Origin of the sequence: Marinomonas algae (assembly GCF_047525555.1) — a bacterium.
Taxonomy (GTDB): domain Bacteria; phylum Pseudomonadota; class Gammaproteobacteria; order Pseudomonadales; family Marinomonadaceae; genus Marinomonas.
This window is the reverse complement of the sequence record NZ_JBLIXK010000009.1, coordinates 19324-43121: the sequence shown is the minus strand read 5'-3', so window position 1 is coordinate 43121 and position 23798 is coordinate 19324. Positions and strand designations below refer to the sequence as shown.

At 44.9% G+C, this 23798-nt stretch carries 25 protein-coding genes; 17 read left to right on the top strand and 8 right to left on the bottom strand.

The features are described 5' to 3' along the window. Positions 1-6: 6 nt before the first annotated feature. Positions 7-669, bottom strand: coding sequence for an amino acid ABC transporter permease (locus tag ACMUMQ_RS12175; RefSeq protein WP_414682257.1), 663 nt, complete (start codon positions 667-669; stop codon positions 7-9). A gap of 9 nt (positions 670-678) precedes the next feature. Beyond that, entirely contained in the window at positions 679-1470 is a 792-nt protein-coding gene (locus tag ACMUMQ_RS12170; protein ID WP_414682256.1) for a transporter substrate-binding domain-containing protein, read from the bottom strand. Positions 1471-1783: 313 nt separating this feature from the next. Between ACMUMQ_RS12170 and ACMUMQ_RS12165 the strand changes: the two genes are divergently transcribed. The 11 genes from ACMUMQ_RS12165 (at position 1784) to ACMUMQ_RS12115 (ending at position 12230) form a co-directional block, all read left to right on the top strand. After that, positions 1784-2602, top strand: coding sequence for a MurR/RpiR family transcriptional regulator (locus tag ACMUMQ_RS12165; protein WP_414682255.1), 819 nt, complete (start codon positions 1784-1786; stop codon positions 2600-2602). Between the two features lie 191 nt (positions 2603-2793). After that, on the top strand, positions 2794-3555 hold the full coding sequence (locus ACMUMQ_RS12160) for an energy-coupling factor ABC transporter ATP-binding protein (RefSeq protein WP_414682254.1): 762 nt from the start codon (positions 2794-2796) through the stop codon (positions 3553-3555). Continuing rightward, on the top strand, positions 3530-4144 hold the full coding sequence (locus ACMUMQ_RS12155) for an energy-coupling factor transporter transmembrane component T family protein (protein ID WP_414682252.1): 615 nt from the start codon (positions 3530-3532) through the stop codon (positions 4142-4144). Before ACMUMQ_RS12160 ends, ACMUMQ_RS12155 begins: the two co-directional genes overlap by 26 nt. After that, a complete protein-coding gene (locus ACMUMQ_RS12150) occupies positions 4145-4705 on the top strand; it encodes a biotin transporter BioY (protein WP_414682250.1) in 561 nt (186 codons plus the stop codon). 31 nt (positions 4706-4736) lie between these two features. Next, positions 4737-5495, top strand: coding sequence for a BPL-N domain-containing protein (locus ACMUMQ_RS12145; protein ID WP_414682249.1), 759 nt, complete (start codon positions 4737-4739; stop codon positions 5493-5495). 115 nt (positions 5496-5610) lie between these two features. Continuing rightward, on the top strand, positions 5611-6813 hold the full coding sequence (locus ACMUMQ_RS12140; RefSeq protein WP_414682248.1) for an amidase: 1203 nt from the start codon (positions 5611-5613) through the stop codon (positions 6811-6813). Continuing rightward, a complete protein-coding gene (locus ACMUMQ_RS12135; RefSeq protein WP_414682247.1) occupies positions 6810-8402 on the top strand; it encodes a gamma-glutamyltransferase family protein in 1593 nt (530 codons plus the stop codon). Before ACMUMQ_RS12140 ends, ACMUMQ_RS12135 begins: the two co-directional genes overlap by 4 nt. Before the next feature lie 32 nt (positions 8403-8434). After that, positions 8435-9253, top strand: coding sequence for a sulfite exporter TauE/SafE family protein (locus ACMUMQ_RS12130; protein WP_414682246.1), 819 nt, complete (start codon positions 8435-8437; stop codon positions 9251-9253). Between the two features lie 24 nt (positions 9254-9277). Further along, positions 9278-10492, top strand: coding sequence for a (S)-ureidoglycine--glyoxylate transaminase (pucG, locus tag ACMUMQ_RS12125; protein ID WP_414682245.1), 1215 nt, complete (start codon positions 9278-9280; stop codon positions 10490-10492). A gap of 2 nt (positions 10493-10494) precedes the next feature. Beyond that, positions 10495-11721 (top strand): allantoate amidohydrolase, encoded by a 1227-nt coding sequence (locus ACMUMQ_RS12120; protein ID WP_414682244.1) that lies wholly within the window; start codon positions 10495-10497, stop codon positions 11719-11721. A gap of 143 nt (positions 11722-11864) precedes the next feature. Then, positions 11865-12230, top strand: a complete 366-nt coding sequence (locus ACMUMQ_RS12115; protein WP_414682243.1) for an AraC family ligand binding domain-containing protein — start codon at positions 11865-11867, stop codon at positions 12228-12230. A gap of 65 nt (positions 12231-12295) precedes the next feature. Here ACMUMQ_RS12115 and puuE read toward each other — a convergent pair whose 3' ends face one another. The 5 genes from puuE to ACMUMQ_RS12090 form a co-directional block, all read right to left on the bottom strand. Next, positions 12296-13222 (bottom strand): allantoinase PuuE, encoded by a 927-nt coding sequence (gene puuE / locus ACMUMQ_RS12110; protein ID WP_414682336.1) that lies wholly within the window; start codon positions 13220-13222, stop codon positions 12296-12298. 165 nt (positions 13223-13387) lie between these two features. Beyond that, complete coding sequence (locus tag ACMUMQ_RS12105) at positions 13388-13552, bottom strand: hypothetical protein (RefSeq protein ID WP_317005804.1); 165 nt, start codon at positions 13550-13552, stop codon at positions 13388-13390. Positions 13553-13554: 2 nt separating this feature from the next. Next, complete coding sequence (locus ACMUMQ_RS12100) at positions 13555-14910, bottom strand: ammonium transporter (RefSeq protein WP_414682242.1); 1356 nt, start codon at positions 14908-14910, stop codon at positions 13555-13557. Between the two features lie 270 nt (positions 14911-15180). After that, complete coding sequence (eutC, locus tag ACMUMQ_RS12095) at positions 15181-16023, bottom strand: ethanolamine ammonia-lyase subunit EutC (protein ID WP_414682241.1); 843 nt, start codon at positions 16021-16023, stop codon at positions 15181-15183. Beyond that, a complete protein-coding gene (locus tag ACMUMQ_RS12090) occupies positions 16020-17441 on the bottom strand; it encodes an ethanolamine ammonia-lyase subunit EutB (RefSeq protein ID WP_414682240.1) in 1422 nt (473 codons plus the stop codon). The genes eutC and ACMUMQ_RS12090 overlap by 4 nt, the downstream gene beginning before the upstream one ends. Positions 17442-17642: 201 nt before the next feature. Between ACMUMQ_RS12090 and ACMUMQ_RS12085 the strand changes: the two genes are divergently transcribed. The 5 genes from ACMUMQ_RS12085 to ACMUMQ_RS12065 all read left to right on the top strand — a co-directional run bounded on the left by ACMUMQ_RS12085 (position 17643) and on the right by ACMUMQ_RS12065 (position 21942). Further along, a complete protein-coding gene (locus ACMUMQ_RS12085) occupies positions 17643-18644 on the top strand; it encodes a helix-turn-helix domain-containing protein (RefSeq protein ID WP_414682239.1) in 1002 nt (333 codons plus the stop codon). A gap of 290 nt (positions 18645-18934) precedes the next feature. Further along, positions 18935-19438: a GNAT family N-acetyltransferase gene (locus tag ACMUMQ_RS12080; RefSeq protein WP_414682238.1), complete on the top strand. Its 504-nt coding sequence runs from the start codon at positions 18935-18937 to the stop codon at positions 19436-19438. A 147-nt stretch (positions 19439-19585) separates the two neighbouring features. Then, complete coding sequence (locus ACMUMQ_RS12075) at positions 19586-20440, top strand: arylamine N-acetyltransferase family protein (RefSeq protein ID WP_414682237.1); 855 nt, start codon at positions 19586-19588, stop codon at positions 20438-20440. Further along, positions 20437-21345, top strand: coding sequence for a DMT family transporter (locus tag ACMUMQ_RS12070; protein ID WP_414682236.1), 909 nt, complete (start codon positions 20437-20439; stop codon positions 21343-21345). Before ACMUMQ_RS12075 ends, ACMUMQ_RS12070 begins: the two co-directional genes overlap by 4 nt. A 9-nt stretch (positions 21346-21354) precedes the next feature. Further along, positions 21355-21942 (top strand): Crp/Fnr family transcriptional regulator, encoded by a 588-nt coding sequence (locus ACMUMQ_RS12065; RefSeq protein WP_414682235.1) that lies wholly within the window; start codon positions 21355-21357, stop codon positions 21940-21942. Between the two features lie 20 nt (positions 21943-21962). Here ACMUMQ_RS12065 and ACMUMQ_RS12060 read toward each other — a convergent pair whose 3' ends face one another. Next, entirely contained in the window at positions 21963-22625 is a 663-nt protein-coding gene (locus tag ACMUMQ_RS12060; RefSeq protein ID WP_414682234.1) for a DsbA family oxidoreductase, read from the bottom strand. 218 nt (positions 22626-22843) lie between these two features. Between ACMUMQ_RS12060 and ACMUMQ_RS12055 the strand changes: the two genes are divergently transcribed. Next, on the top strand, positions 22844-23749 hold the full coding sequence (locus tag ACMUMQ_RS12055) for a LysR family transcriptional regulator (protein ID WP_414682233.1): 906 nt from the start codon (positions 22844-22846) through the stop codon (positions 23747-23749). Positions 23750-23798: the final 49 nt, after the last annotated feature.

The window sequence follows — 23798 nt, the reverse complement described above, 5'->3', positions numbered from 1 at the left end:
ATCCCCTCACTTCGTCGCTCGGTAAACAAACAAACGTTTGCCTAGAAGGTTGAACGCAAAGCGCAACAGAATAGACAGCCCAAGATACAAGAAGGCAGTCACCAAGTAGCTCTCAAAAGCGCGAAAATTACGAGACTGAACAAGGTTAGCAGCGTAGGTTAGATCTTCCACAGAGATTTGTGAAATGACCGCCGAGCCGAGCATAACGATAATGCACTGGCTGGTTAGTGCTGGATAAATTTTTTCAAAAGCGGGAGTAAATACTACGCGAGTTAAGGTTTGGCGAAAATTTAATCCAAGTACTTTTGCCGCTTCCATTTGCCCTTTTGAAATACTGCTAAGGCCTGCACGAATGATTTCTGTGCTGTAAGCGCCCAGGTTAATAGTCAATGCGATAACACTGGCTTCCCAAGGAGACAGCTTCATGCCGATGGAAGGTAAACCGAAAAAAATAAAAAAGAGCTGAACAATAAAAGGTGTGTTACGAATGAGCTCAACATACACAGTGACAAGACGTTGGCTCGATGAGTTGCCATATTGGCGAATGGTAGCGCATGTGGTGCCGAGTGCTACCCCTAAAATAGTGGTCAGTATAGTGAGCTCAACAGTGGTCATAAGACCACTGAGGAATAAATCACTGTATTGCCACAAATCGGAGAAATGCAACATGAGTCAGCCCTATACGCCAAAACCTTTTGGTAGAGGGGCTTTTAACCACTTCATTGAAATCTTGTTCAATTCACCTGTTGTTAATGCTTTTTGAATCAGCTCGTTTACTTTAGCTTGTAGTGCTGCTTCGCCTTCCGCCATACCAATGTAGCAAGGAGAGTCTTTTAACATGAATTTGCTTTCTGGTGCACGCTGAGGTTGGCGAGTTGCAATCTCAGTTGCCACCAAGTTACCTGTTGCGATCAAGTTAACCTGACCAGAAAGGTATGCGGTTAGTGTTGTATTGTTGTCTTCGAAGCGACGTACATTGACAGATTTAGGTGCGTGTTTTTCCAGTTCCAAATCTTCTACAGAACCACGAGTCACGCCCACTGTCTTACCGGCTAAGTCTTCGATTTTTGTAACGGTAACGTCTTTAGAACCAAATACACCTAAGAAGAAAGGTGCATAAGGTGTTGAAAAGTCGATGGCTTTTTCACGTTCTGGATTTTTACCCAAGCTAGAAATCACAAGGTCGACTTTATTTGTTTGCAAATAAGGAATGCGGTTTGCACTGGTAACCGGGACGATTTCTACTTTCACGCCCATTTCTTTGGCAATGTAATTTGCCATGTCGATATCGATACCTTGAGGTTTAAGGTCGGTACCGATAGAACCAAAAGGAGGGAAATCCTGTGGCACTGCGATACGAATAAGTTTGCGATCTTGAATGTCTTTCAATACATCGGCAGTTGCACTGAATGCGGAAAAAGCCGCACCGATGATAAGAGCTTTACTGATTACTTTAATGAATTTCTTCATGGTTTGAGGGTCCTTACTTTTATTTCATTTTAATGAATGCCTGAAACATAATTTGCAACACTCATGCCAACATGAAACATAAGTTTCTATTTTTGTTTATATGTAACAAAAAGTTCTTTTTCCATAAAGGTTTAGACTTTGAAAGGACTTAATTGGTTGTGCGCTATTGTGTTTTTTGAAGGTGAAAAACAGTGCACAAGTGAAACTTAAGTTTCTTTTTTAGTGCAACTTGAAATAAAAAGCGGATCTCAGTTGGCAGATTATCTACAATCTATTACCTTATTAGTAATTATTATCAAACAGAGGTTTTTACGTGACGACAAAGCAGGATGTGTTATCCCTAATCGAGAAAAATTACCCTAACCTTTCTCCTTCTGCACGGTCGATTGCGAATTATCTACAGCAGAATCCTTTGGCGATTGTGAGTCAAACTTCTGCTGAAATCGCGGAAAAGACGCAAACATCAAAAGCCACTGTAAGTCGCTTTTTCCGTCAGCTTGGTTATGAAACACATCATGTTGCGAAACAAGCTCAGCTTGCTTTGCGAGAAAGTGGCGTGCCGACTTTTATCGAAGGTGCGTCGTTAGACCAAACTGCTCAAGAAATGAAAAATCTTTCTTTGACCTTTGAAGGCCTGCGTCCCGATATTCTTAACGACATAAGCCAGAGATTGGCGAAGGCGAGCCGCGTTACCTTGATTGGTTTTCGCAATGCGTATCCAATGGCGCTGCATTTTCGTCAACAGCTTCAACAAGTACGCCATTCTGTGCGTTTACTGCCGCAGCCTGGTCAAACCTTGGGCGAAGACTTGCACGATATTCTCGATGATGAAGTGATTGTGCTTTTGGGATTTAGAAGGCGCACACGTCAATTCAAACACATCATACAAGTCTTAGAAGGACGCGATACTGTCTTGATTACTGACCCAACAGGGCAGGTTTACAATCAGCAAGTGTCTGACGTGCTTGTTTGTCATCTTGGCAACGAAAGTCCATTCGACAGTTACGCCGCGCCAATGAGTTTGATCTCCATGTTGTGCAACCGCACCTTTGGTTTTCTGGGCGACAGTGCCAGTAACCAAGCGCAAGATATTTCAGGGTTATACGAAACACTGGATGAATTAGAGCCTTAGGGAAAAACTTTCAATCTTTAGCTTTCTTTTTGAACCTTTGTAAACCAATAGAAATCTTGCAGTTTACATTGATTGCTGGCATTGCTAGTATCTCGCGCCCAAGGTAGACAGATACGCGTATTTTATCCGTGTGTCTTCTTTATAGCGTGTGCGTTTGTGGCACGTTTTATCTGTACTGAGCGCTGATGTGAATGATGAATATGAAGAGCCCTGCTGAAAGTTCTACTACGACGGGTTGTGCTATTCGGTTAGATCAGGTTTGCCTAGAAGTCGAAGGCAAACAGGTCATTAACCAATTGTCTCTGGAGACGAATGCTCGTCGACTTGGCGTGATTGGCCGTAATGGCTCAGGCAAGTCCACTTTATCTCGCTTACTTTCTGGATTGATTGACACCACGTCTGGGGAACTTGAAATTGCTGGTTTTAATCCGTTTAAAGACCGCCGTGCAGCCTTGCGCGAGGTTGGCCTGTTGTTTCAAAACCCAGAACACCAGATTATTTTCCCAACCGTATTAGAAGAAGTCATATTCGGCTTGCGTCAATTGGGCCAAGACAAAGCCACTGCGAAACATAACGCTCTGGAAGTCTTGTCTGCGTTTGGCAAAGAGCACTGGCAGGATGCTCATTGTTCTGCGTTATCTCAAGGGCAAAAGCATCTGGTTTGCCTGATGTCGATTGTCGCCATGAAACCGAATCTTATTATTCTTGATGAACCGTTTGCTGGCTTGGACATTCCGACCAAGCGCCAATTACAGCGTTACCTCGATACCTTTTCTGGCAGTCTTATTCACATCAGCCACGATCCCGATGATTTGCAGAATTACGATCAGCTTTTATGGTTGGAAGCAGGGCAAGTCGAAGCTTTGGGACAGTCTGACGAAGTGATGCCTCGTTATTTAGCGGCCATGCACGAACTGGGAGAAAGCGATGATATCTCTGACCTCTCCAATTGAAACCCGTGCACATCGCTGGCCCGCTGGATTAAAGCTAGGATTGCTGTGTTTGGTGACCTTTAGCTTGTTCTTTATTGATAGCGTCCTCTTTCATGGTGTGTTTGTGGTCTTTGTCGCTGTGCTCTATGCATTGCCCGGGATGCGATTTTTAAAAAATGGCTGGAAGCATCTGAAAATTTTGTGGCCGTTTGTTTTTATTGTGCTTGCTTGGCACCTGTTCACAGACGAGTTGCCGCTGGGGTTAACTGTTGCTTTTCGTATGATCTCTGCCGTGGGGCTAGCGAACTTAGTTACCATGACAACGCGTCTTTCCGACATGATAGACGTTGTGCATTGGCTAACTCGCCCACTGCAAAGACTTGGCTTTAACCCCCGAATATTAGAACTAGCGATTGCCTTGGTGATACGAATGACACCCGTGCTGGTTTCCAAAGGGCAGAGCTTATCTTTGGCTTGGCGAGCACGTTCAAATCGTCGCTCCGGCTGGCGAATCATTTTACCTTTTACGGTCCTCGCGCTTGACGATGCGGACCATGTTGCCGAAGCCTTAAAGGCTCGCGGCGGATTAACAAACCAAGAGAGAAAATAGATGGAAAAGAATATTGCCTATATCGCGTTGTTTACAGCCTTGATTGCCGCACTGGGTTTGATACCTAAAATCACCCTAGGCTTTGGTGTACCGATTACCGCACAGGGTCTTGGTATTATGCTTTGCGGCACGATACTGGGTGCCAAACGCGGCGCGTTAGCTGTGTTGTTGCTGCTGTTATTGGTTGCTATTGGCTTGCCTTTATTGGCGGGTGGTCGCGGCGGCTTAGGATTGTTCTTTGGCGTAACGGGTGGTTTTCTAATTGGCTGGCCGGTTTCTGCTTATGTGACAGGATTGATCGTTGAGAAGTGGCGCAGCGGTTCTATTGCGCTTGTTTCAGTTATTGCTTCCATTATCGGCGGCATCTTCGTGATGTATCTGTTTGGCATTGTTGGCATGGCGATCGTGTTGGAAAAAACCTTCTTTGAGTCCGCAGCATTGATGATTGCTTTCATACCCGGAGACATTATTAAAGCGATTATTGCTGGTCTGCTAACCGCAGCTATTGCGAAAGCTCGTCCAGCAAGCTTGTTGTCTCGACAGGCTAAAGCCAAATCCTAATATCTGTATGGACAGTAGTAGAGGACGTCAGGTGAAGATTCTGATTTATACGGATAATGTTTCCGCTAACCACGTCCTCTATTATGCGCTGGCACGGCTGTACGGTAAAAGCAGCGTTTGCTTCGTTAATGCCAATGAGATTTTAAACGGTGCTTTAACGGATGATGTGGACTTGTTCGTTATGCCCGGCGGCGCCAGTCGCTATAAAGCCGATAAGCTCAATGGCGCAGCAAACCGTATGATTAAACACTATGTTGAACAGGGCGGCCGCTATTTTGGTATTTGTGCTGGCGCTTATATGGGCTGCAGTGTGACAAAATGGGCGCAAGGTTTGCCCCATGAAATCATTACTGAGAATGAATTGGATTTCTTCTTGGGAGAGGCGGTTGGCCCGATCGAGGCGTTTGGTCGGGGCGACAACTACAATCAGACCGATGCTCATTTAGTGACTCTGGAATACCAAGGTAAATTAGTCTCTTCTCTGTATTTGGGAGGCTGTGTTTTTAAGCCTCAGACGGCAATTGATGAGGAGGCAAAAGGTTATAAGGTGCTGGCGTCTTTTGCTGATTTACCAGAAAAACCAGCAGCGATTGTCTCAGGCCAATACGGAAAGGGACAATGGTTGTTGTGTTCAACACACCCTGAATACGATAACGAAGCCGTTGAACTGCTAGATTTCAATGTGATCGGCAATCAGTATGAGCATTTTTCTCGGTTGCCAGATGACATTGATCTACGTCTGGAGCTAATGGAGAGCTTATTAGTCAGCCTTAATCTCCCTTCCTGTTAAGTCATCTACTTTAAGAAAATATCCAGTCGAGTGTTGCCATAATCTCTTAGTTGATATTGTTTCAGTTGACTTCTTCTTGGAACGATTGTTTCATATATGTAATCAAGGGGGACATATGAAACATTCTATTGTGCAAAATCCATTTCTTACATTAAGTGATCAAGACGCGAACTGTGCCGATTTCTCCAGTAAAAGAGAGAGTACTGTCGATCAACCTTTGAAAGGCCTGCGTCTTGCCGTGAAAGATTTGTTTCATATGGCGGGTTTGCCAACGTCAGCAGGCAATCCGACTTGGCTAGCAACTCACAGCATTCCAACTCAAACCTCATCCAGCGTCATTGCTTTGCTCGATGCGGGCGCTGAGTTTTGTGGTAAAACCATTACTGACGAGTTGGCTTACAGCTTAAACGGTCAGAATATTCATTACGGTACGCCTGAAAATCCAATCACTCCAAACCGTTTGCCAGGCGGTTCATCGTCAGGTTCGGCCATCGCTGTATCGGCTGGCTTTGCAGATATTGGTCTAGGAACCGACACCGGCGGCTCGATTCGTGTGCCTTCCAGCTACAACGGTTTATTCGGTTTGCGCCCAACTCACGGCGTGATCGAAATGGACAATATGGTGGGATTAGCGCCGTCTTTTGATACGGTCGGCTGGATGACGAAAGATTTAAAAGCCTTGGCAAGTGTCGCTAAGGTCTTGCTAAAAGAAAGCATTGAAACCTCTTTTAATAAGGTGCTCATTTGCGACAATCTCATTGATCAAGTTGCCCATTCAAGTGAATTGAAAAAACAACTGGATGTGTGGCGTCAGAAAGGCTTTTTGACGAATGAAACGCCTTTTCAGATTGATACTAAAGCTTGGAAAACCAGTGAAACTTTTAGAACCCTCCAAGGTGCTGAAATCTGGTGCGAGCATGGCGAATGGATTGAATCAGAAAAGCCGGTATTTGCTCCAGATATTCAAATACGACTTGAATGGTGTGCAACCATTTCTGCAGATGATGTGGCGATCGCGAAGCAACAACGTAAAGACTTTACGGATTGGATTCAAAGTGAGTTGAAAGACTCGGTTCTTATTATGCCGACGACACCGGGGTTATCTCCGCTTTTCGAGATAGATGTCGACGAATTAGCCGAATATCGCAACCAATTAATGGATATAACTGCTGTTGCAGGCTTGGCTGGATTACCTCAGTTGCATTTGCCTGTCTGTGAATTAGAGGGTGCGCCCTGTGGTTTGTCTTTAGTGGGCCCGAAAGGCAGTGATCTTGAATTGATCGAGTTGGCAAAAACATTATTGGAGCAAGATTCGTGAGTGAAAATAGTATTAATAAAGGTGGTATTGGCTTTACCGCTCCGCATTTTAAAGCAACCGAAGCGGGTCAAAAAGTATTAGAGCAAGGCGGCACGGCCATTGAAGCTATGGTGGCTGCAGCGGCGGCAATTGCTGTTGTGTATCCGCACATGAATGGATTAGGTGGTGATGGTTTCTGGTTGATCAGCGAACGAGGTAAAGCACCTATTGGTATTGATGCATCAGGAAAAGCTGCACAAAACGCGACGTTGGACGTGTACAAAGAGTTCGACAGCATTCCTGCTCGTGGCGGAAAAGCCGCGTTAACCATGGCGGGCGCTGTGGCGGGTTGGAAAGAAGCCTTGTCGATCAGTGAAAGCTGGCAAGCTAATTTGCCTTTGTCTACGTTGTTAAATGATGCCATTCAGTTTGCCGAACAAGGCAGTGCTGTGACGCAAACTTATGTGGACGCAAGTAACAAGGTTTTTGACGATTTAGCCGACGTTCACGGCTTTTCGACTTTTTTGAAAGACGGTGGCGTATATGAAAAGGGTGATAATTTAACGCTTCCTGCGCTAGGGAAAACGTTAAGACGTCTTGCTGAAAAAGGCTTGGATGACTTTTATCACGGTGAAATTGCGGAAGAGTTGGCGAAAGACTTAGAAACAGCCGGCTCGCCTATTAGATTGGAAGACTTCCATTCTTATGAGGCTAAACAGGTAAAACCGCTCCAAGTCACCACCAGTGCGGGTACTTTATACAACTTATCTGCACCGACTCAAGGCATTGCGTCTTTACTGATTTTAGCCCTGTACGATCGTCTGCATACGCAAGGCAAAACGCCAACCGATATGGCGCATTTATTGATCGAATCCACCAAGCAAGCTTTCATCGCTCGCAATCAATATGTGACAGATGAATCCCGTTTGACGGCCGACTTAGAAGCCTTGTTGGCAGATGAATCACTAGAAGAGATGCTCAAGTCTATTTCCCTAGACAAGGCGCAAACATGGCCTCATGTGGAGAAACACGGCGACACCATTTGGATGGGCGCCTGTGACAGTGAAGGTCGCATGGTGAGTTATATTCAGAGCCTTTTCTGGGAGTTTGGTAGCGGTGTTGTTAGTCCTTCGACTGGCATTGTTTGGAACAATCGTGGTTCGTCTTTCTCATTAGAAAAAGGCTCTCTACAAGAGCTTGGGCCAAACTTAAAACCTTTCCATACTTTGAATCCAGCTTTTGCGGAGTTGAACGATGGTCGTCGTATGAGTTACGGCACCATGGGCGGCGAAGGTCAACCACAAACCCAAGCGGCGCTGTTCAGTCGCTATGTATATCACGGTTTTCCATTAGACAAAGCCATCAGTGAAGGTCGTTGGTTGTTGGGTCGTACATGGGGTGATGAAAGCCACAATTTAAAGATTGAACAAGACTTTGCCAACGAAGCCGCAGACTCTTTGCGCGCTCGTGGTCATGATCTTGTCATTGTAGATTCGTGTAATGAATTAATGGGTCACGCAGGTGCGGTGGTTCGTCTGGAAAGTGGCGACACATTGGCCGCAACAGACCCACGCAGTGACGGTTTAGCACTGTCAAAAAAGATTAACTAAGACAAAAAGATAGATTAAATCTGGAGAATGAAATGTCGTTTATAATGGAAAACTATTCCATGTTATTAGCCATGATGGGCACAGGTGTTGTGGCTGGTGTTTTGGCTGGTTTGTTAGGTGTTGGTGGCGGCATTGTCATTGTCCCCGTCTTGTTCTTCATTTATCAAGGTCTTGGTGTAGCGGCAGATACCGCCATGCTGGTGGCAACAGCCACTTCTTTGGCGACCATTATTCCAACGTCTGTGAGCTCAATTCGTTCTCATCATGCAAAAGGCAATGTGGACTTTGCCTTGTTGAAACAATGGGGCGTGTTCATTTTCGCAGGCGTGATTGTCGGCAGTATTTTAGTGACCAAAGTAGAAGGTCAGTTGTTGACCTTGATGTTTGGCATCATCGCTTCATTGTCGGCGATCAATATGTTGTTAGGTCGTAAAGACGCCATCTTTAAATCGTTGCCGGGTAAAGCGGGTCAGAGCGTCATTGCTTCAGCGATCGGCTTTTTCAGCAGCATGATCGGTATTGGCGGCGGTACCTTAACGGTTCCAACACTGACATTCTGTAATTACCCAGCGCACCGTGCAGTAGGCACCGCAGCGGCTGTTGGTTTGATCATTTCTTTACCGGGTGCGGTGACCATGTTGGTCATGGGTGAACGCCCATTAGACGCACCGTTTGGAACCGTTGGCTTGGTGAACTTGATTGGCTTTGCCTTTATCGTGCCATTGACCGTGTTGTTTGCTCCAGTGGGCGCAGGTTTAGCGAATCGCCTAGACGCATCCAAGTTGAAGAAGGTGTTTGCTGTTGTGCTCATCTTCACTGGCTTGCGTATGTTGTACCAAGTTTTGGCTTAATCTTTCATCTTTAAGGAGTTATTTATGCAACCACTTTCTCTTCCTCCTAGATTACTGATGGGACCAGGGCCGATTAACTGTTATCCACAGGTGCTAACGGCCATGTCGACACAATTGGTTGGGCAATACGACCCTGCCATGACAGGTTACATGAACGAGGTGATGGCCTTATATCGCCAAGTATTCAAGACCAAAAATCAGCAAACTTTCCTAGTGGATGGCACTTCTCGTGCCGGCATTGAAGCTGCCTTGGTGTCGAGTTTGGAGCCGGGCGATAAAGTATTGGTGCCTGTGTTTGGGCGCTTTGGCCACTTATTGGCGGAAATCGCAGAGCGTGCTGGCGCGGAAGTTCACACCATTGAAACCACATGGGGTGAGGTGTTTGATCCTCAACAAATTGAAGACGCTATCAAGGAAATACAACCAAAGTTGTTAGCGATTGTGCAAGGCGATACATCCACTACCATGCTGCAACCACTGGAGCATCTTGGTGAAATTTGTCGTGCTCATGATGTATTGTTGTATACGGATGCCACGGCATCCATTGGTGGTAACCCGTTTGAGACGGACCTTTGGCAAATCGATGCTGTATCTGTTGGTTTGCAGAAATGTTTAGGCGGCCCATCTGGCAGCGCGCCCATCTCTATGAGTGACCGTTTTGTGGATGTGATTCGCAAGCGTCACCATGTGGAAGCGGGTATTCGTGATGCACACCATGAAGATGCGGGTGGCGAGCGTATTCGCTCTAACTACTTTGATCTGTCTATGATCATGGATTACTGGGGCGAAGAGCGTCTTAACCATCATACGGAAGCGGCGACCATGTTGTTTGGTTCTCGCCAATGTGCGATTGAGCTGTTACGCGAAGGCCAAGACCAAGTGATTGCACGCCACAAGCAAGCCGGCGACGCCATGCTGTCTGGTATTCAAGCCATGGGCTTACAGCCTTTTGGTAACCTTGAGCATAAGATGAGCAATGTGGTTGGTGTTCATATCCCTGACAATGTGGACGGTGAAGCCATTCGTCATACCCTACTCAACACTTTCAATATTGAAATCGGCACCAGCTTTGGCCCATTAAAAGGCAAGGTATGGCGCATCGGCACTATGGGTTATAACGCCCGTCAGGATGCGGTATTACATACATTACAGTCTTTAGAAACTGTATTACGTCGAGCGGGTTTTGCTTTGCCATCTGGTGAATCAGTAGACGCTGCTTTGTCGGTTTACGGAGCCTAGTCATGACCCATTTCGACAAACTCGCTCAACAAGTTATGTCACGCTGTGACGAACTTGGACAAATCAGTCAATCGGACGAAAATTTGGATCGCCGCTACCTCACACCTGAGCATAAGCAGGCGAACCAATTAGTGGGCGAGTGGATGTCGCAAGCAGGCATGAAAACCTGGCAAGACGAAGCGGGTAATTTATGGGGACGTTTGGAAAGTAGCACACCAAACGCACCACGCTACTTGTTAGGAAGCCACTTAGATACAGTACCAAATGGCGGTAAATATGACGGCATGTTGGGTGTATTGGCACCGATCTCCTTAATTCATTACTTTAATGAACAAGGTGTCGAGTTACCATTTCACCTTGAGTTGGTGGGCTTTGGAGACGAAGAAGGTACGCGCTTTCGCTCTACTTTATTAGGCAGTCGTGCCTTAACTGGTAAATGGCCACAAGAGTGGGCAGAACTGGTTGATGAAGACGAGATTACACTTAGAGAGGCTTTGACGAATTTTGGTTTGGACTTTGACGCCATCCCTAATGCAACGATCTCGACCGATGATTTACTTGGCTATCTTGAACTGCACATTGAGCAAGGCCCTGTGTTAGAAGACGAAGACTTACCTGTGGGTGTCGTTAGTGCGATTGCGGGTGCGAAGCGCTTCGAAATGAACATCAAAGGAATGGCGGGTCATGCTGGCACTGTGCCTATGCCCCTTCGCCAAGACGCCTTGTGTGCTGCAAGTGAAATGATTTTAGTTATTGAACGAATCGCGCAAGAGCACGGCATTGTGGCCACCGTTGGACAAATTAACAACCGTCCAAATGGTGTGAACGTTATTTCTGGTAATACCTCGATTTCTTTGGATATCCGTAGCGAATTTGATGACAAACGGGATGCGGGTTTAGCGCAGATTTTTGAAGAGATCCAAGCTATTGCGGATCGTCGTAATGTCACTCTAGACAAAAAACAAACCCACGCAGCGGATGCCGTACATTGTGATCAGCGCCTGCAAGGTGTTTTGCGCGATGCCATTGAGAAAACGGGTTATCAGGCGAGAACATTGCCATCTGGTGCTGGGCATGACGCCATGGCGATTGCCGATATTTGCCCTGTGGCCATGTTGTTTATGCGTTGTGACAAAGGCATCAGCCACAATCCTGCTGAAGCCATTATGGAAAGCGATGTGGCGGTCACATTAGAAGTGCTAGAACACGCCATTAAAAATTTGGGTTAAGTGTCATTAAATTATTCAGCAAAACACCTAGCTCCCCGAGCAAGCTCGAAGAATCGCTCTGGTGTTGTACTGAATAAGGTTTTGAAAACGTTTGATACAGTATTCAGATCACTCGATCAGGGTATTTTTGTAAGGAATAAGAGATGAAATTCACACGAATTTACAACGACGAACAAGGCAAAAGCCATTTTGGTGAATTGGAACTCGAACTAAAAGACGGTGGACCAATTGGTTTTTTGTCAGAGCGTTTTCCAGCGGGCGACATCATCTTCCGTGAAACCCCAAGCGACTACGATTTCAAATGGCACCCAGCGCCACAGCGTCAATTATTGTTCATCATCAAAGGGCGTTGCGAATTTAAAGTTTCGTCTGGCGAAACACGCCAATTCGGTGGCGGTGACTTACTGCTTCTTGAAGACACAGAAGGTGAAGGCCACTGCAGCAAAGCGCTCTTCAATGAAGTTCGCCATTCTATTTTTGTCACCATTCCAGAAGATGTGGAGCTTTAGATTTATAGATCAAGATGAATGAGCAGCGATGGTAGATCATAAGTATCTACCATCGTTTTTTTATTTTACGCAGGCGGATGATTCTCTATCCAATGATCTGCAATGTCGCCACGTCGTGTAATCCATACATCGTCATGAGATTGTACGTAATCTAGGAAACGCTTTAGCGCCATGAAGCGGCTTGGTTTTCCTAAGGTTCGACAGTGCATGCCGATGGACATCATTTTTGGCGCGGTTGCGCCTTCCTCGTATAAACAATCAAAGTTGTCTTTTAAATATTGGAAGAACTCGTCGCCGTGACTGAAGCCGTAAGGTGAAGAAAATTTCATGTCGTTGCAGTCGAGTGTGTAAGGCACGATCAGGTGCGGTTTGGTTTTCGTTGCGTCTTCATGATGTGGTACTTCAACCCAGTAAGGTAGGTCGTCGCCATAGTTATCGGAGTCGTATTTTAGCTGAGGTTGCTCTGCGACCAACGCGCGGGTGTTTGGGGAGTCGCGTCCTGTGTACCAACCGCTTGGTTTTACGCCTGTTACTTGCTCTATCATGTCGAGCGCTTGCTGCATCTGTTCGCGCTCTTGCTCGATGCTCATGTCTTGGTAATGAATCCATTTTAAACCGTGGCAAACGATTTCATGATTGGCGTCGACAATGGCTTTCGCAACCTCTGGATTACGTTGCAAAGCGGTGGATACGGCAAATATGGTCAGAGGTAAATTGCGGCGTTCAAACTCGTTGAGAATGCGCCAAACGCCAGATCGTGAACCGTATTCGTATAACGATTCCATACTCATATGACGATCTTTAAAAGGTTGTGCACCGAAAATTTCAGACAAAAATGTTTCGGCGTGCTCATCACCATGAAGAACACAATTTTCGCCACCTTCTTCAAAGTTTAAAACAAACTGCACTGCGATTTTGGCGTTGTTTGGCCAATTTGCGTGAGGTTGTTGGCGGCCGTAGCCTGCGTAATCTCGTTCTAAATAATGTTTCATAGTCATAATCTCAACTCTTGATATAGCCATGGAATAATGAGAGATAGCTTACCATATAGCTATAAGGCTAAGCCGATTTCGATAAGGGATTTTTCTGATTGTTGAGAGCAAAAAAGCCCCGCATTTTTACGATAAAATGCGGGGCTTTTTAAACGCTGGATTTACTTATTCGTGGCTTTCAAACGCTTCTTTTTCATGTTTCATGATGAAGCGAATTAAAGCGATAAGGATCACTGCAACACCTGCGCTAAACAGGCCTAACATCATAGGGCTATCAGCAAAGGTAAAGTATGCAGATACATTTTCCCAAGTAGTAATAGAAGTACCCATAATTAAGCTCCTGTAGTCGCTAAGTCATCAGTTGTTGTGTTTTTGCTTGATGGAACAGTTTCTGGGTAAGGGTGAGCCAGAATTTCAACTTCATCAAGACCAAGGTCTTCAACATTTGTTGGAACGCGTAGTACGTTGCATTTTTTCAAGATCAAAGACACGACATAACCAGGTACAAAACCTAGAACCGCAATAGCGATTGCACAGATAGTTTGACCGTATAGGCTGATTGCTGGGTTGCCATCTACGTTTGGTGTTCCGCCAGCGAATACGCCAACAAGAACAACAGCAACGAAACCAGTTACACCGTGTACGCCAACCGCGCCAACAGCATCATCGATACCCATTTTTTCCAATTTCTTCGCAGCTGCAACAGCAATGAAGCTAACACAGATTGCGATGATGAAAGCCAAACCTGGATCGTATAAATCCAAACCAGCTGCAACGGAAATGATACCGACAAGGCCACCAGACATAGTCCAGAAAGGGTCGCGAGTTGCGATGTAACAACCAATAACACCACCAGCAAAGCCCATTAGCGTGTTGAAGGCGAAAGCAGATAAGTTAGTTGGAGTGCCGTAGATAGTTGTCCATCCAGTTTCACCACCGTTAAAGATGATACAGCCGCCTAGGAAGCCGAAGAAACCGAAGATGATCATCATCAAACCAATTAGCGTCATTGGTAGGTTATGCGCTTTGATTTGCTGAGGAACACCTTTGACAAATTTACCAACACGAGGCCCTAAGTTAATTAGAACACCTAATGTGAAGAAACCAGCGATAGCATGAACGACACCAGAAGCACCAACATCATGGTAACCAAACTTAGTTAGCATCCAACCGCCTGGGTGCCAGCCCCAAGCGCCAGCTAGAATCCAAACAACGCTACCAAGTAGGATCGCAAGGATTAAGAAAGCACTGACTCGGATACGTTCGATAACGGCACCAGAAAGAATGGAACCTGTTGTCGCACCAAATAATGCGAAGGCCGCCCAGAAGATACCAGACCCCATGTCTTGTACGTCTGGTCCCATGCTTTGTGACCATGGAAGAGCGTAAGAGGCATCTGCAGGGATGAAGCCACCAGGGAATGCGTTATAAATCCACCAGCCAAATAGGTAGAAAGTTGGAATGATGACAGCGAGTGCGAGAATGTTCTTAACACCTGCGGCCAATGCGTTTTTACTACGAGAAGCGCCCATTTCATAAGCCAAGAAGCCTGCGTGAATCATCACCATGATGGCTGTACACCACCAATAAAAGACTTCTACGTTCATCGCTTGATGCATGCTGAATACCGCCTGCTGCGCATCGAGCGTCGCTTGGAGGGATTCTAGCGTCGGAGTTTCTGTCGCCATGATTATGTTCCTTATTGTGAAATAAAATAATTTAAGTTTTTTATATAGTGACTACGTTGAGTAGCTGTTTTCCCTTAAATACAGCCTCTTCGTGCTGTTTATGTTTTCACCTTTCCATGCTCTTTATGTCACTTACAACCAGCCTATTTTTGTAGGCTGATGAAGTGTCATTATTTTGTAAGGGGCAATATCTATACCCATTTTTTGTCTTACGCTGACATTTCTTTCATAAAATTTGCCAGCGAAACCAATTTTCACTTGTGAAGAATGCTATGGCGTTAAGAATAGTGACGATTCTTCGTTGTCATGATCGATGATGTTGTCATCTGATCTGTCTTTTAATTTGACGCCAGATAACTTGAGATTTCGCGCTTCTGTCAGTAAATAATGGGCTTTGTGGGCGGCTTCGGGATAATTTAAGCCTGCTGGTCGAACATTGGATATGCAGTTTCGAAACGCGTCTGTTAGCCCAACTTTGCCTTGCCAAGTGAGGTATAAGCCCAAACTGTCTGGTGAACTCAAACCAGGACGCTCACCGATCAATACAAGCACGCAGTTGGCGTTTAAGCGTTCACAAATGTCGTCGCCAATGGCTACTCGCCCTTGTTGAGTGATACAAATTGGGGCGATGTTCCAATTTGGGGAGCTTGTTTTGTCCAGTTGGTGAAAAAGTTCTTTTAAGAAAGGTAAGGCGTTTTGTTCAATCGCCAGAGAGGACAATCCATCAACCACGACAATCGCAAGATCATAAGCATCGGACGATGGTGCTTTGTATTTTTCGAGCTTGTTGGCAGAAGCTTCATCAAGAAGGCGACCATAATCTGGGCGCTGTAAATAGGTTGCGCGATCCGTCGCGCGACTGTGCAGTTCTAGGGGAGCGCAGTCAGGAGCCCAATCCTGCTCCATAATGCTCTTGGATAATAGAGTTACGTCGAGTTGCGTATGCACAGCATCAATGGCTTGAGCGTGCGCTAGTTGAAACGCCAATAAATGCGATGTTGGCACGCTCACGCCAGATCGCCCTAAGCCAACACGAGCATCGGTAAAAGCGTTTAGCTTGCGCCACGGGTTTTCAGTGACCGCTTCTTCGTGTGTTTCTGTGATTTTGCTCATGAGCGGCCTCCAATGATGCGATTAAGTGATTGATGGAAAGCATCAGGTAATTGGTGGTTGAGAGTGAATTGCTCGTTATTTTTGAAGATTTCCATTTTCGCCAGCCAAGCGTCGAACTCTGGCGCAGGTTTCAGCCCTAAAGCGCGACGAGCGTACAAGGCATCGTGAAAGGAAGTGGTTTGATAATTCAGCATGATGTCGTCGGAGCCAGGGATGCCCATAATAAAGGTGCAACCAGCCACACCTAAAAGTGTGAGCAAGTTGTCCATGTCATTCTGATCGGCTTCTGCGTGATTGGTGTAGCACACATCGCAACCCATTGGTAAACCGAGTAATTTTCCACAGAAGTGATCTTCTAAACCGGCACGAGTGATTTCTTTGCCGTCGTACAAATATTCTGGGCCGATAAAGCCGACAACCGTATTTACCAAGAGTGGATTGAATTTCCGAGCAACCGCATAAGCGCGAGTTTCACAGGTTTGTTGGTCTAAACCGTGGTGCGCATTGGCTGAGAGCGCACTGCCTTGGCCAGTCTCAAAGTACATGACGTTATTGCCGACTGTGCCTCTATTTAGAGATAAAGCAGCGTCTTGGGCTTCGGCGAGATTCGCAAGGTTGAAACCAAAGCTGTCGTTAGTGGCTTGAGTACCGCCGATGGATTGAAACACCAAGTCCACTGGCGCGCCTTGGTCAATGCATTCAATGGTGTTGGTAACGTGAGTCAGCACGCAAGATTGTGTCGGAATCTCATAATGTTGGATGACTTCGTCCATCATTTTGATCAGTCGAGAGGCTTGTTGTACGTTGTCGGTGGCTGGGTTGATGCCAATCACCGCATCGCCATTGGCGTAAAGTAAACCGTCTAACATACTGGCGGCGATGCCGGTTAAATCGTCCGTTGGGTGGTTAGGTTGTAAACGTGTGGATAAATGTCCCGGTAAACCAATGGTATTGCGAAAAGCGGTTTTCACATGGCATTTTTTCGCGACCAAAATGAGATCTTGATTGCGCATGATTTTACTCACCGCGGCGGCCATTTCTGGTGTGATGCCTTGGCGAATGCTGGTTAAGACTTCTGGCGTTGCAAGGTCACTGAGTAGCCAGTCACGAAAACCGCCCACCGTTAAATGAGAGATAGGCGCGAAAGCCTGTTTGTCATGATCATCAATAATTAAGCGAGTGATTTCGTCTTTTTCGTAAGGTATGAGCGTTTGCTCAAGAAAAAGCTTTAGAGGTACGTCGGCCAGTGTGATTTGTGCGATGGCACGCTCTTCGGCACTTTGCGCTGCGACTCCGGCCAAACGATCTCCGGAACGAGCTGGTGTGGCTTTGGCCATTAACTCGGCTAGATCGACAAATCCAAAAGTGCGCTCTCCCACAATGTGACGAAATTGAAAAGTAGAATGTGGATTGCTCATAATGTTTCTCGTACCAATGTGTTTGTCGTTGTTAAATTGCCATTGTTCGTAAAGGCATAGGACTTGCTTCTTATTCACTTTACGGAAAATCATGCAAAGCGGTTATCGAATATTGGCAAAATTACTATTTTATAAATATCAATAAGTTAGAGTTAAGCGCTTGATGATTTGCGAAGGCAGAGTACAGAAATAGGTATTGTTATGTTGGATATGGCAAATGATGCACAAAAAGAGGGCTTTTTTTCACGAGTCTCGGAAGCACATGATGCAGACCTACATGCAGGGAATTTAACTAATTGGCAGCAGGAATACGATCAAACCAGCTGCGGCAGCTTTTATGGTCGTATTGTTGAGCTGCCTTTTGAGGATTTACAGGTCTTTTGTGAACACACGAGTCAGGCTTTGCAGCAAAAGTGCGTTGTCTGGCCGGATTCTGTCTGGTTAGGTATTCCTCAGGCAAACCAAGAGGAAAGCCGAATTAATGGTTTGAGCATTCGGCCTGACACCATCATGTGTCGCCCTGGTGGCTGTGATTTTCAGTTATCGACACCCCAAGATTACGATTTGTATGGTTTGGTGGTGGATAAATTCACCTTAATGAAAATGGCGGATGTTCATGGTGTGGATCTAAACTGGCGTGAATTTATTGAGCATGGTCGGCTTGGTGTGCCAGATAAGACCTTGGCCGATGTTCGTTTTCTACTAGCGCGTTTGTTGTCGGGTCATGATGTATCAGAGGGTTCAGCTTCTGTTCAATATCAAGCGACACCGCCAAGACTACAGCACGATATTGTCATGATGGCGTTGTTGGAGATACTGAAAGTAGAAACCCCGCAGCCTGCAAAAACACAAAGTTATCATCATCGTAAAAAAGTAGTGGATTGTGTCCGGCAGTTTTTGGATTCTCATTTGGACGAGCCTGTGACGGTGACGCAACTGTGCGAGATTACCAATGTGAGCCGCCGAACCTTGCAATACAGCTTTGAAAGTATTCTAGGCATCAGCCCGATTCAATATTTGAGAATGAGCCGATTAAACGGTGTTAGGCGAGCTTTGATACAAGTAAACAAAAGCGCTCAAGATTCAGAAACCGTAAGCAGCATTGCTTCGCAATGGGGTTTTTGGCATTTAAGCCAATTTTCAAAAGACTATAAACAGCTTTTTGGCGAACAACCCTCTCAAACACTAGAGTGGCAAATGTAGTTAGGGAAGGTGCGAATAAGTCTTCTGAACTTCAGTCTTATCAGAGAAACGGTCTATCAAGGCAAGAGTGAGCAGGAATGTTAATACCTTTCAATTACTCTTAACGCAGAGAGGCCGTTTCTCTGAAAGACCCGAAGGGCGTGGGCTAAACACTTTTTATTCTTTGTTAAGCTTCTTGCCAATATGTTCATATTGGACTGCGAAGCTTGCCTCGAATAATAAAGGTTTATCCACACGCTGAAGCCAGTGGACTTGTTCGCACCTTCCCTAGATAAAAGAGAAGAAACTCAATGAACAGATTTCAAATTCGTACAGGGGTTATTGACGATTTAACTGCTTTAACTGATCTCTATAATTATTACATCGCCAATACGGCAACAACATTTGATATCAAGCCTTATACAGTAGAAAGCCGAAGTGCTTGGTTTTCACAATTTTCCCCGACAGGAAGGCATCAGCTGTTGGTTGTAGAAGAAGCAGGAGAAGTCCTTGGTTATGCTTGCAGTGCTCAATATAAAGTTAAGCAAGCCTATGAAACTTCTGTCGAAGTGAGTATTTACTTAAAGCCAAACACACAAGGCCGAGGCTTGGGGAAGGCGTTATACACAGAATTGTTTAAACGCTTAGAAACAGAAGACGTGCACCGTGCTTATGCTGGAATCACTTTGCCAAATGATGCATCGCTTATTATTCATAAGAAGTTCGGCTTTGAATCCGTCGGTGTGTTTCGTGAAGTAGGCCGTAAATTCGAGCAGTACTGGGATGTTGAAATGCTTGAAAAAGCCATTGGCTAATTTTACGGATCACTATTTCGTTGAATAAGCGTTGTGAGTTTGATGTCTTAAAGTACAGTAAATTGATATCGCTTAACCTAGGTTAATTCCTTTCTTCCTTTGCCTCTATATTCTTTGCTCCTATTGGTTATATCAAAGGAGCAAAGCATGTCATTACCATTAAGTTTACAACGCTATATTTCAGATCTTGGCTTGGCCATTCCCGTACCATTAGATATGAGTTTTGTTGAGTCACTGCAAGCGACACATATTGCCCGATACAGCTTCAACAGTCTGGCTGTGGTGATGGGAGAAGATATCTCTTTGAACCTAGAAGATATCAGCCAGAAAATCGTGAAACGTGGTTTGGGCGGTTATTGCTTTGAACATAATAAGCTCACCTTTGAGCTTCTAAAAGCCTTGGGATATGACGTTAAATTGGTGATGGCTCGTGTGCTTAAAAACCAAGAACAAGAGGTTCCTAGAACACATCGCTTCACTTTATTGAATCATGAAGGTCGACAGTATTTGGTGGATACAGGGTTTGGTGGCGATTGTCCGATTACGCCTTTGCTGCTGCAACCAGATGTACTGCAAAAGTCAGGCAATGATGTGTACCGCATTGTGGCTAAGCCGGAGGGAGAGTACGACTTACAGATTTTGAAGCAAGGCGATTACTACACTATGTATCGTTTTGATTTGGCGGTTTATACCGATGCAGATTGTTTAGCGGGTAACTTCTATTCTCATCGATATCCAATGGCTGGTTTTGTGAATAACTTAATGGTTGGCTTAAAAGACGCGTCGCGTACGATCTTTTTGATGAACCATGAGTTAATGGAAAGGCAGCAAGGAAACCTGAAAAAGCAGGTCTTATCTTCTCCTAACGATTTATACCAAGTGTTAACCAACACATTTGGATTGGATATTGAATGGGTGATTGCTGAGCATTTGTTTGATCGCTTTTTGGCGAATAACTTGGCGCTATTAAACAAAGAAGATCAGTCTGAGGCCGTGTTATGAACCACACTATCACCTTGTTGGTTTGGGCTTGGTTGATGGCTTCCTCCTTTATTGTGTCTGGTCTTATTGTGGATTACGCGAGTCCAATTGCCACATCGACGTTTCGCTTCTTTTTGGCGTGCCTGATTATGTTTTGCGTTCTTGTCGTAAGGTGGCGTAAGAAAGGGCTTAAGGTTAGCGATCAGTTTAAGGCGCTGTTTGTTTGTCGCCGCCGAGTTTTTCATTATGTGATTATCAGCGGTGCTTTGGTTGGCTTTTTTATCGGGCTATTTGCCGCATTGCAATCGACCACTCCACTGAATACGTCTGTACTTTATACTTTAGTGCCTTTGATCGGCGTTTTTATCGCCAGAGTATGGTTGCATGAAATCTCGCCGTGGTTACGTATTTTGGGATTTGTCATAGGTTCCTGTGGTGCCATCTTGGTGTTGTTTTCGACACAAGCCGTTGGTGATTTTGCTTGGCATTCAGGCGACCTTATTTTTATTGGTGCTTGTGTTCTATTGGCCTTGCATGTTGTGTCTGTACAAAAATGGGGGCGATCTCTAGAGGCTTTATCAGGTGCTTTTATGATGATGCTTTTTGGCTGTATTTGGTTGTTGCCGATTGCTTTATTCTGGGGAGACTTAGAGAAGGTGCAATGGCAAACAAGTGGCTTTTGGTTTTACGGATTATATTTAACGGTATTTACGACGTTATTTACCTTCGTGCTACAACAGCGTTTGGTGGTAGCGGTAGGCGCAAGTCGATTATTGGCTTTTTCTTATACAATACCGGTTTGGGTGGCGCTTTTTGTTTCTGTCGCTAATGCTCGTGTATTCAGTTTGTTTAATTGGGGCTTTCTTGCTGGGTTGTTGTGTTTGGGCGTGGCCTTGTTTTTAATTGATAGAAAACAATTAGAGTGAAGTGACTTTATGGAGCAACCTCAATTAACAAATAGTTTGCAGACCTATTTTAATCGATTAGGGCATGACATTGATTTATCGATCCTTACTCTGCCTGTAGAGATCCATTCCGTATCAAAAGGGGATTACCTTTTTCAGCAAGGCGATGTTGCGAGCAACTTCTACTTTTTATCTACTGGACTGGTTCGTTATGTCAGTGTATCTGATGAAGGGAAAGAGTTTATCCAAAGCTTTGTTAAAGGTCCGAGTGTTATTGGTTCCACCAAATCTATGGTGACAAAATCAAAGGCATCATTTGGGATTCAAGCGTTAGAAGAGAGCATTGTTTTATCTTACCCTTGGGCCGCGTTTTATGAGCAAATGCGACAGGATAAAAACTTTCTGGAGTTTTACGTCAAATTATTAGAAAGGATTTTTATCAGCAAAGAAGAGCGAGAAAGTGCGTTCATGAAACACTCTGCTGAGCGTCGATATCTGGATTTTTGCATTGCCTTCCCAGAGTTAAAAGACACCATTCAACAGCAGCAAATAGCTTCTTACATTGGCATTACACCTGTAGCGTTAAGCCGTATTCGACAGAAGCTAAAGCTGTGTTGATTGATGCTAGCAATTCAAGCTTACTCTTCCGAACTAGACTCGCTTGCCATGATTTCTTCAAGAGCTTGTTTGAAGCTCTCAGCGGGTTGGCCACCAGTAATGGCGTATTTATTATTCACCACAACGGTTGGCACTGAGTTAATGCCATTTTGCTGCCAAAATTGCTCAAGCTTTTTTACTTCTTCCTTGTATTGACCGCTTTCCAAGACGCCTTTTGCCGCACTTGGATCTAGATTCACACTGGCCGCAATTTTAGATAAAACTGCATAATCACTAACGTCTTGGTTATGAGTAAAATGGGCTTTGAATAAAGCGGCTTTTAGTTCAGCTTGCTTGCCTTCTAAATTGGCCCAATGCAATAAACGATGAGCGTCGAAAGAGTTACGCATGCGGCTTTCGTCATTGAAGTTGAAATCAAAGTCGAGTTCTTTGCCACGTTCTTGGATAGCCGCTCGGTTTTGGTCTGATTGCTCTTTGGTAATGCCGTACTTCTCAATGATGTGTTCTTGGAAACCTTGGCCTTCTGCTGGCATGGTTGGATTCAGCTCGAATGGTTGGAAGGTGATATTTACATCTACTTTGTCTTCCAGTTCGGCGATGGCTTTGTTGAGGTTACCGAGTCCAACCACGCACCAAGGGCACATAATGTCGGATACGAATTGAATGTCTAGTGAGTTTTTCATGATCAATGACCTTGGAGTTAAGTGAGTTAATAGTTGTGGGCGTTGTTTGAAAATAAAAGCATTAGAATGGAAAAAGTTCGTTTTTACTGATGATTTGCATAATTAATCCATATCTTCATGAGATATAAGATTGTTTGATATAGGGAAAGGAGATGGTAAGTTGTTTGCTCCGCTTACATGATTATGCAGCAGCCCTAATTGAGTCAAAAGGATCTCTTGTGGAACTTAAATGGTTGGAAGATTACCTTGCGTTAGCCAAACATGGCAGCTTCTCAAAAGCAGCTGAAGCCCGGTTTGTGACACAGCCAGCGTTCAGTCGACGTATCCGTTCATTAGAAAACTGGCTTGGTGTCAGTTTGGTTGATCGAACACAATATCCCACCAGTTTTACGGAAGCAGGAAAAGCATTCTTAGAGCAGGCAGAAAGTCTTAAAAACCAGATTTATTCGTCTCGACATCAGCTTACCTGTCTAGTGAACGATATGACCGAAATTATGGTGCTGTCACAGCATTCATTGGCGGTGTCATTTTTGCCTGATTGGTTAGAGCAAGTTGAGTCTGTGATGAGTGATACATTAATTCGAGTCAATACTGATAATCTTCATGACTCATTGGAATCGTTTATTGCTGGAACAGGCGATTTCTTATTATGCTTTTCGTCCCCCGATATTATGCAAGAATTAGATCGCGATGATGTTGAAAGTCTTCATGTAGCAATGGATCGTGTGGTGCCCGTTACTGCAGTTAGGGCAGACGGTGAGCCAGTTTATGATCCATCGCAGGGGAGTTTAAGGTGGGCTTCTTATCCAAAAGAATCCTTTTTAGGGCGATTGATTGCTCCCGTAAGTTTTTTGGAACCTAAGAGTAAAATTAAACTTCATAAAGTCTGTGAAAATGCATTGGCCGAAGGCTTGAAAGCGTTAGTGGCGAAAGGTTATAGCATCGCTTGGTTACCACAATCATTGGTTAAGAAAGAGTTAGATGAAGGCTCTATGGCCATTTTACCTTACCCTCTTCAATCAATTGATTTAAGTATCAATATTTACCGACGAAAGACGAAAACCAATACAGTTTCTGAACGATTTTGGCAACATTTGCTCACTCTTTATAAAGATGGTGAGTAAGCTCTTCTGACCTTATGCAAAAAAGTAACCGGTGCTGAGTAAAACAGCA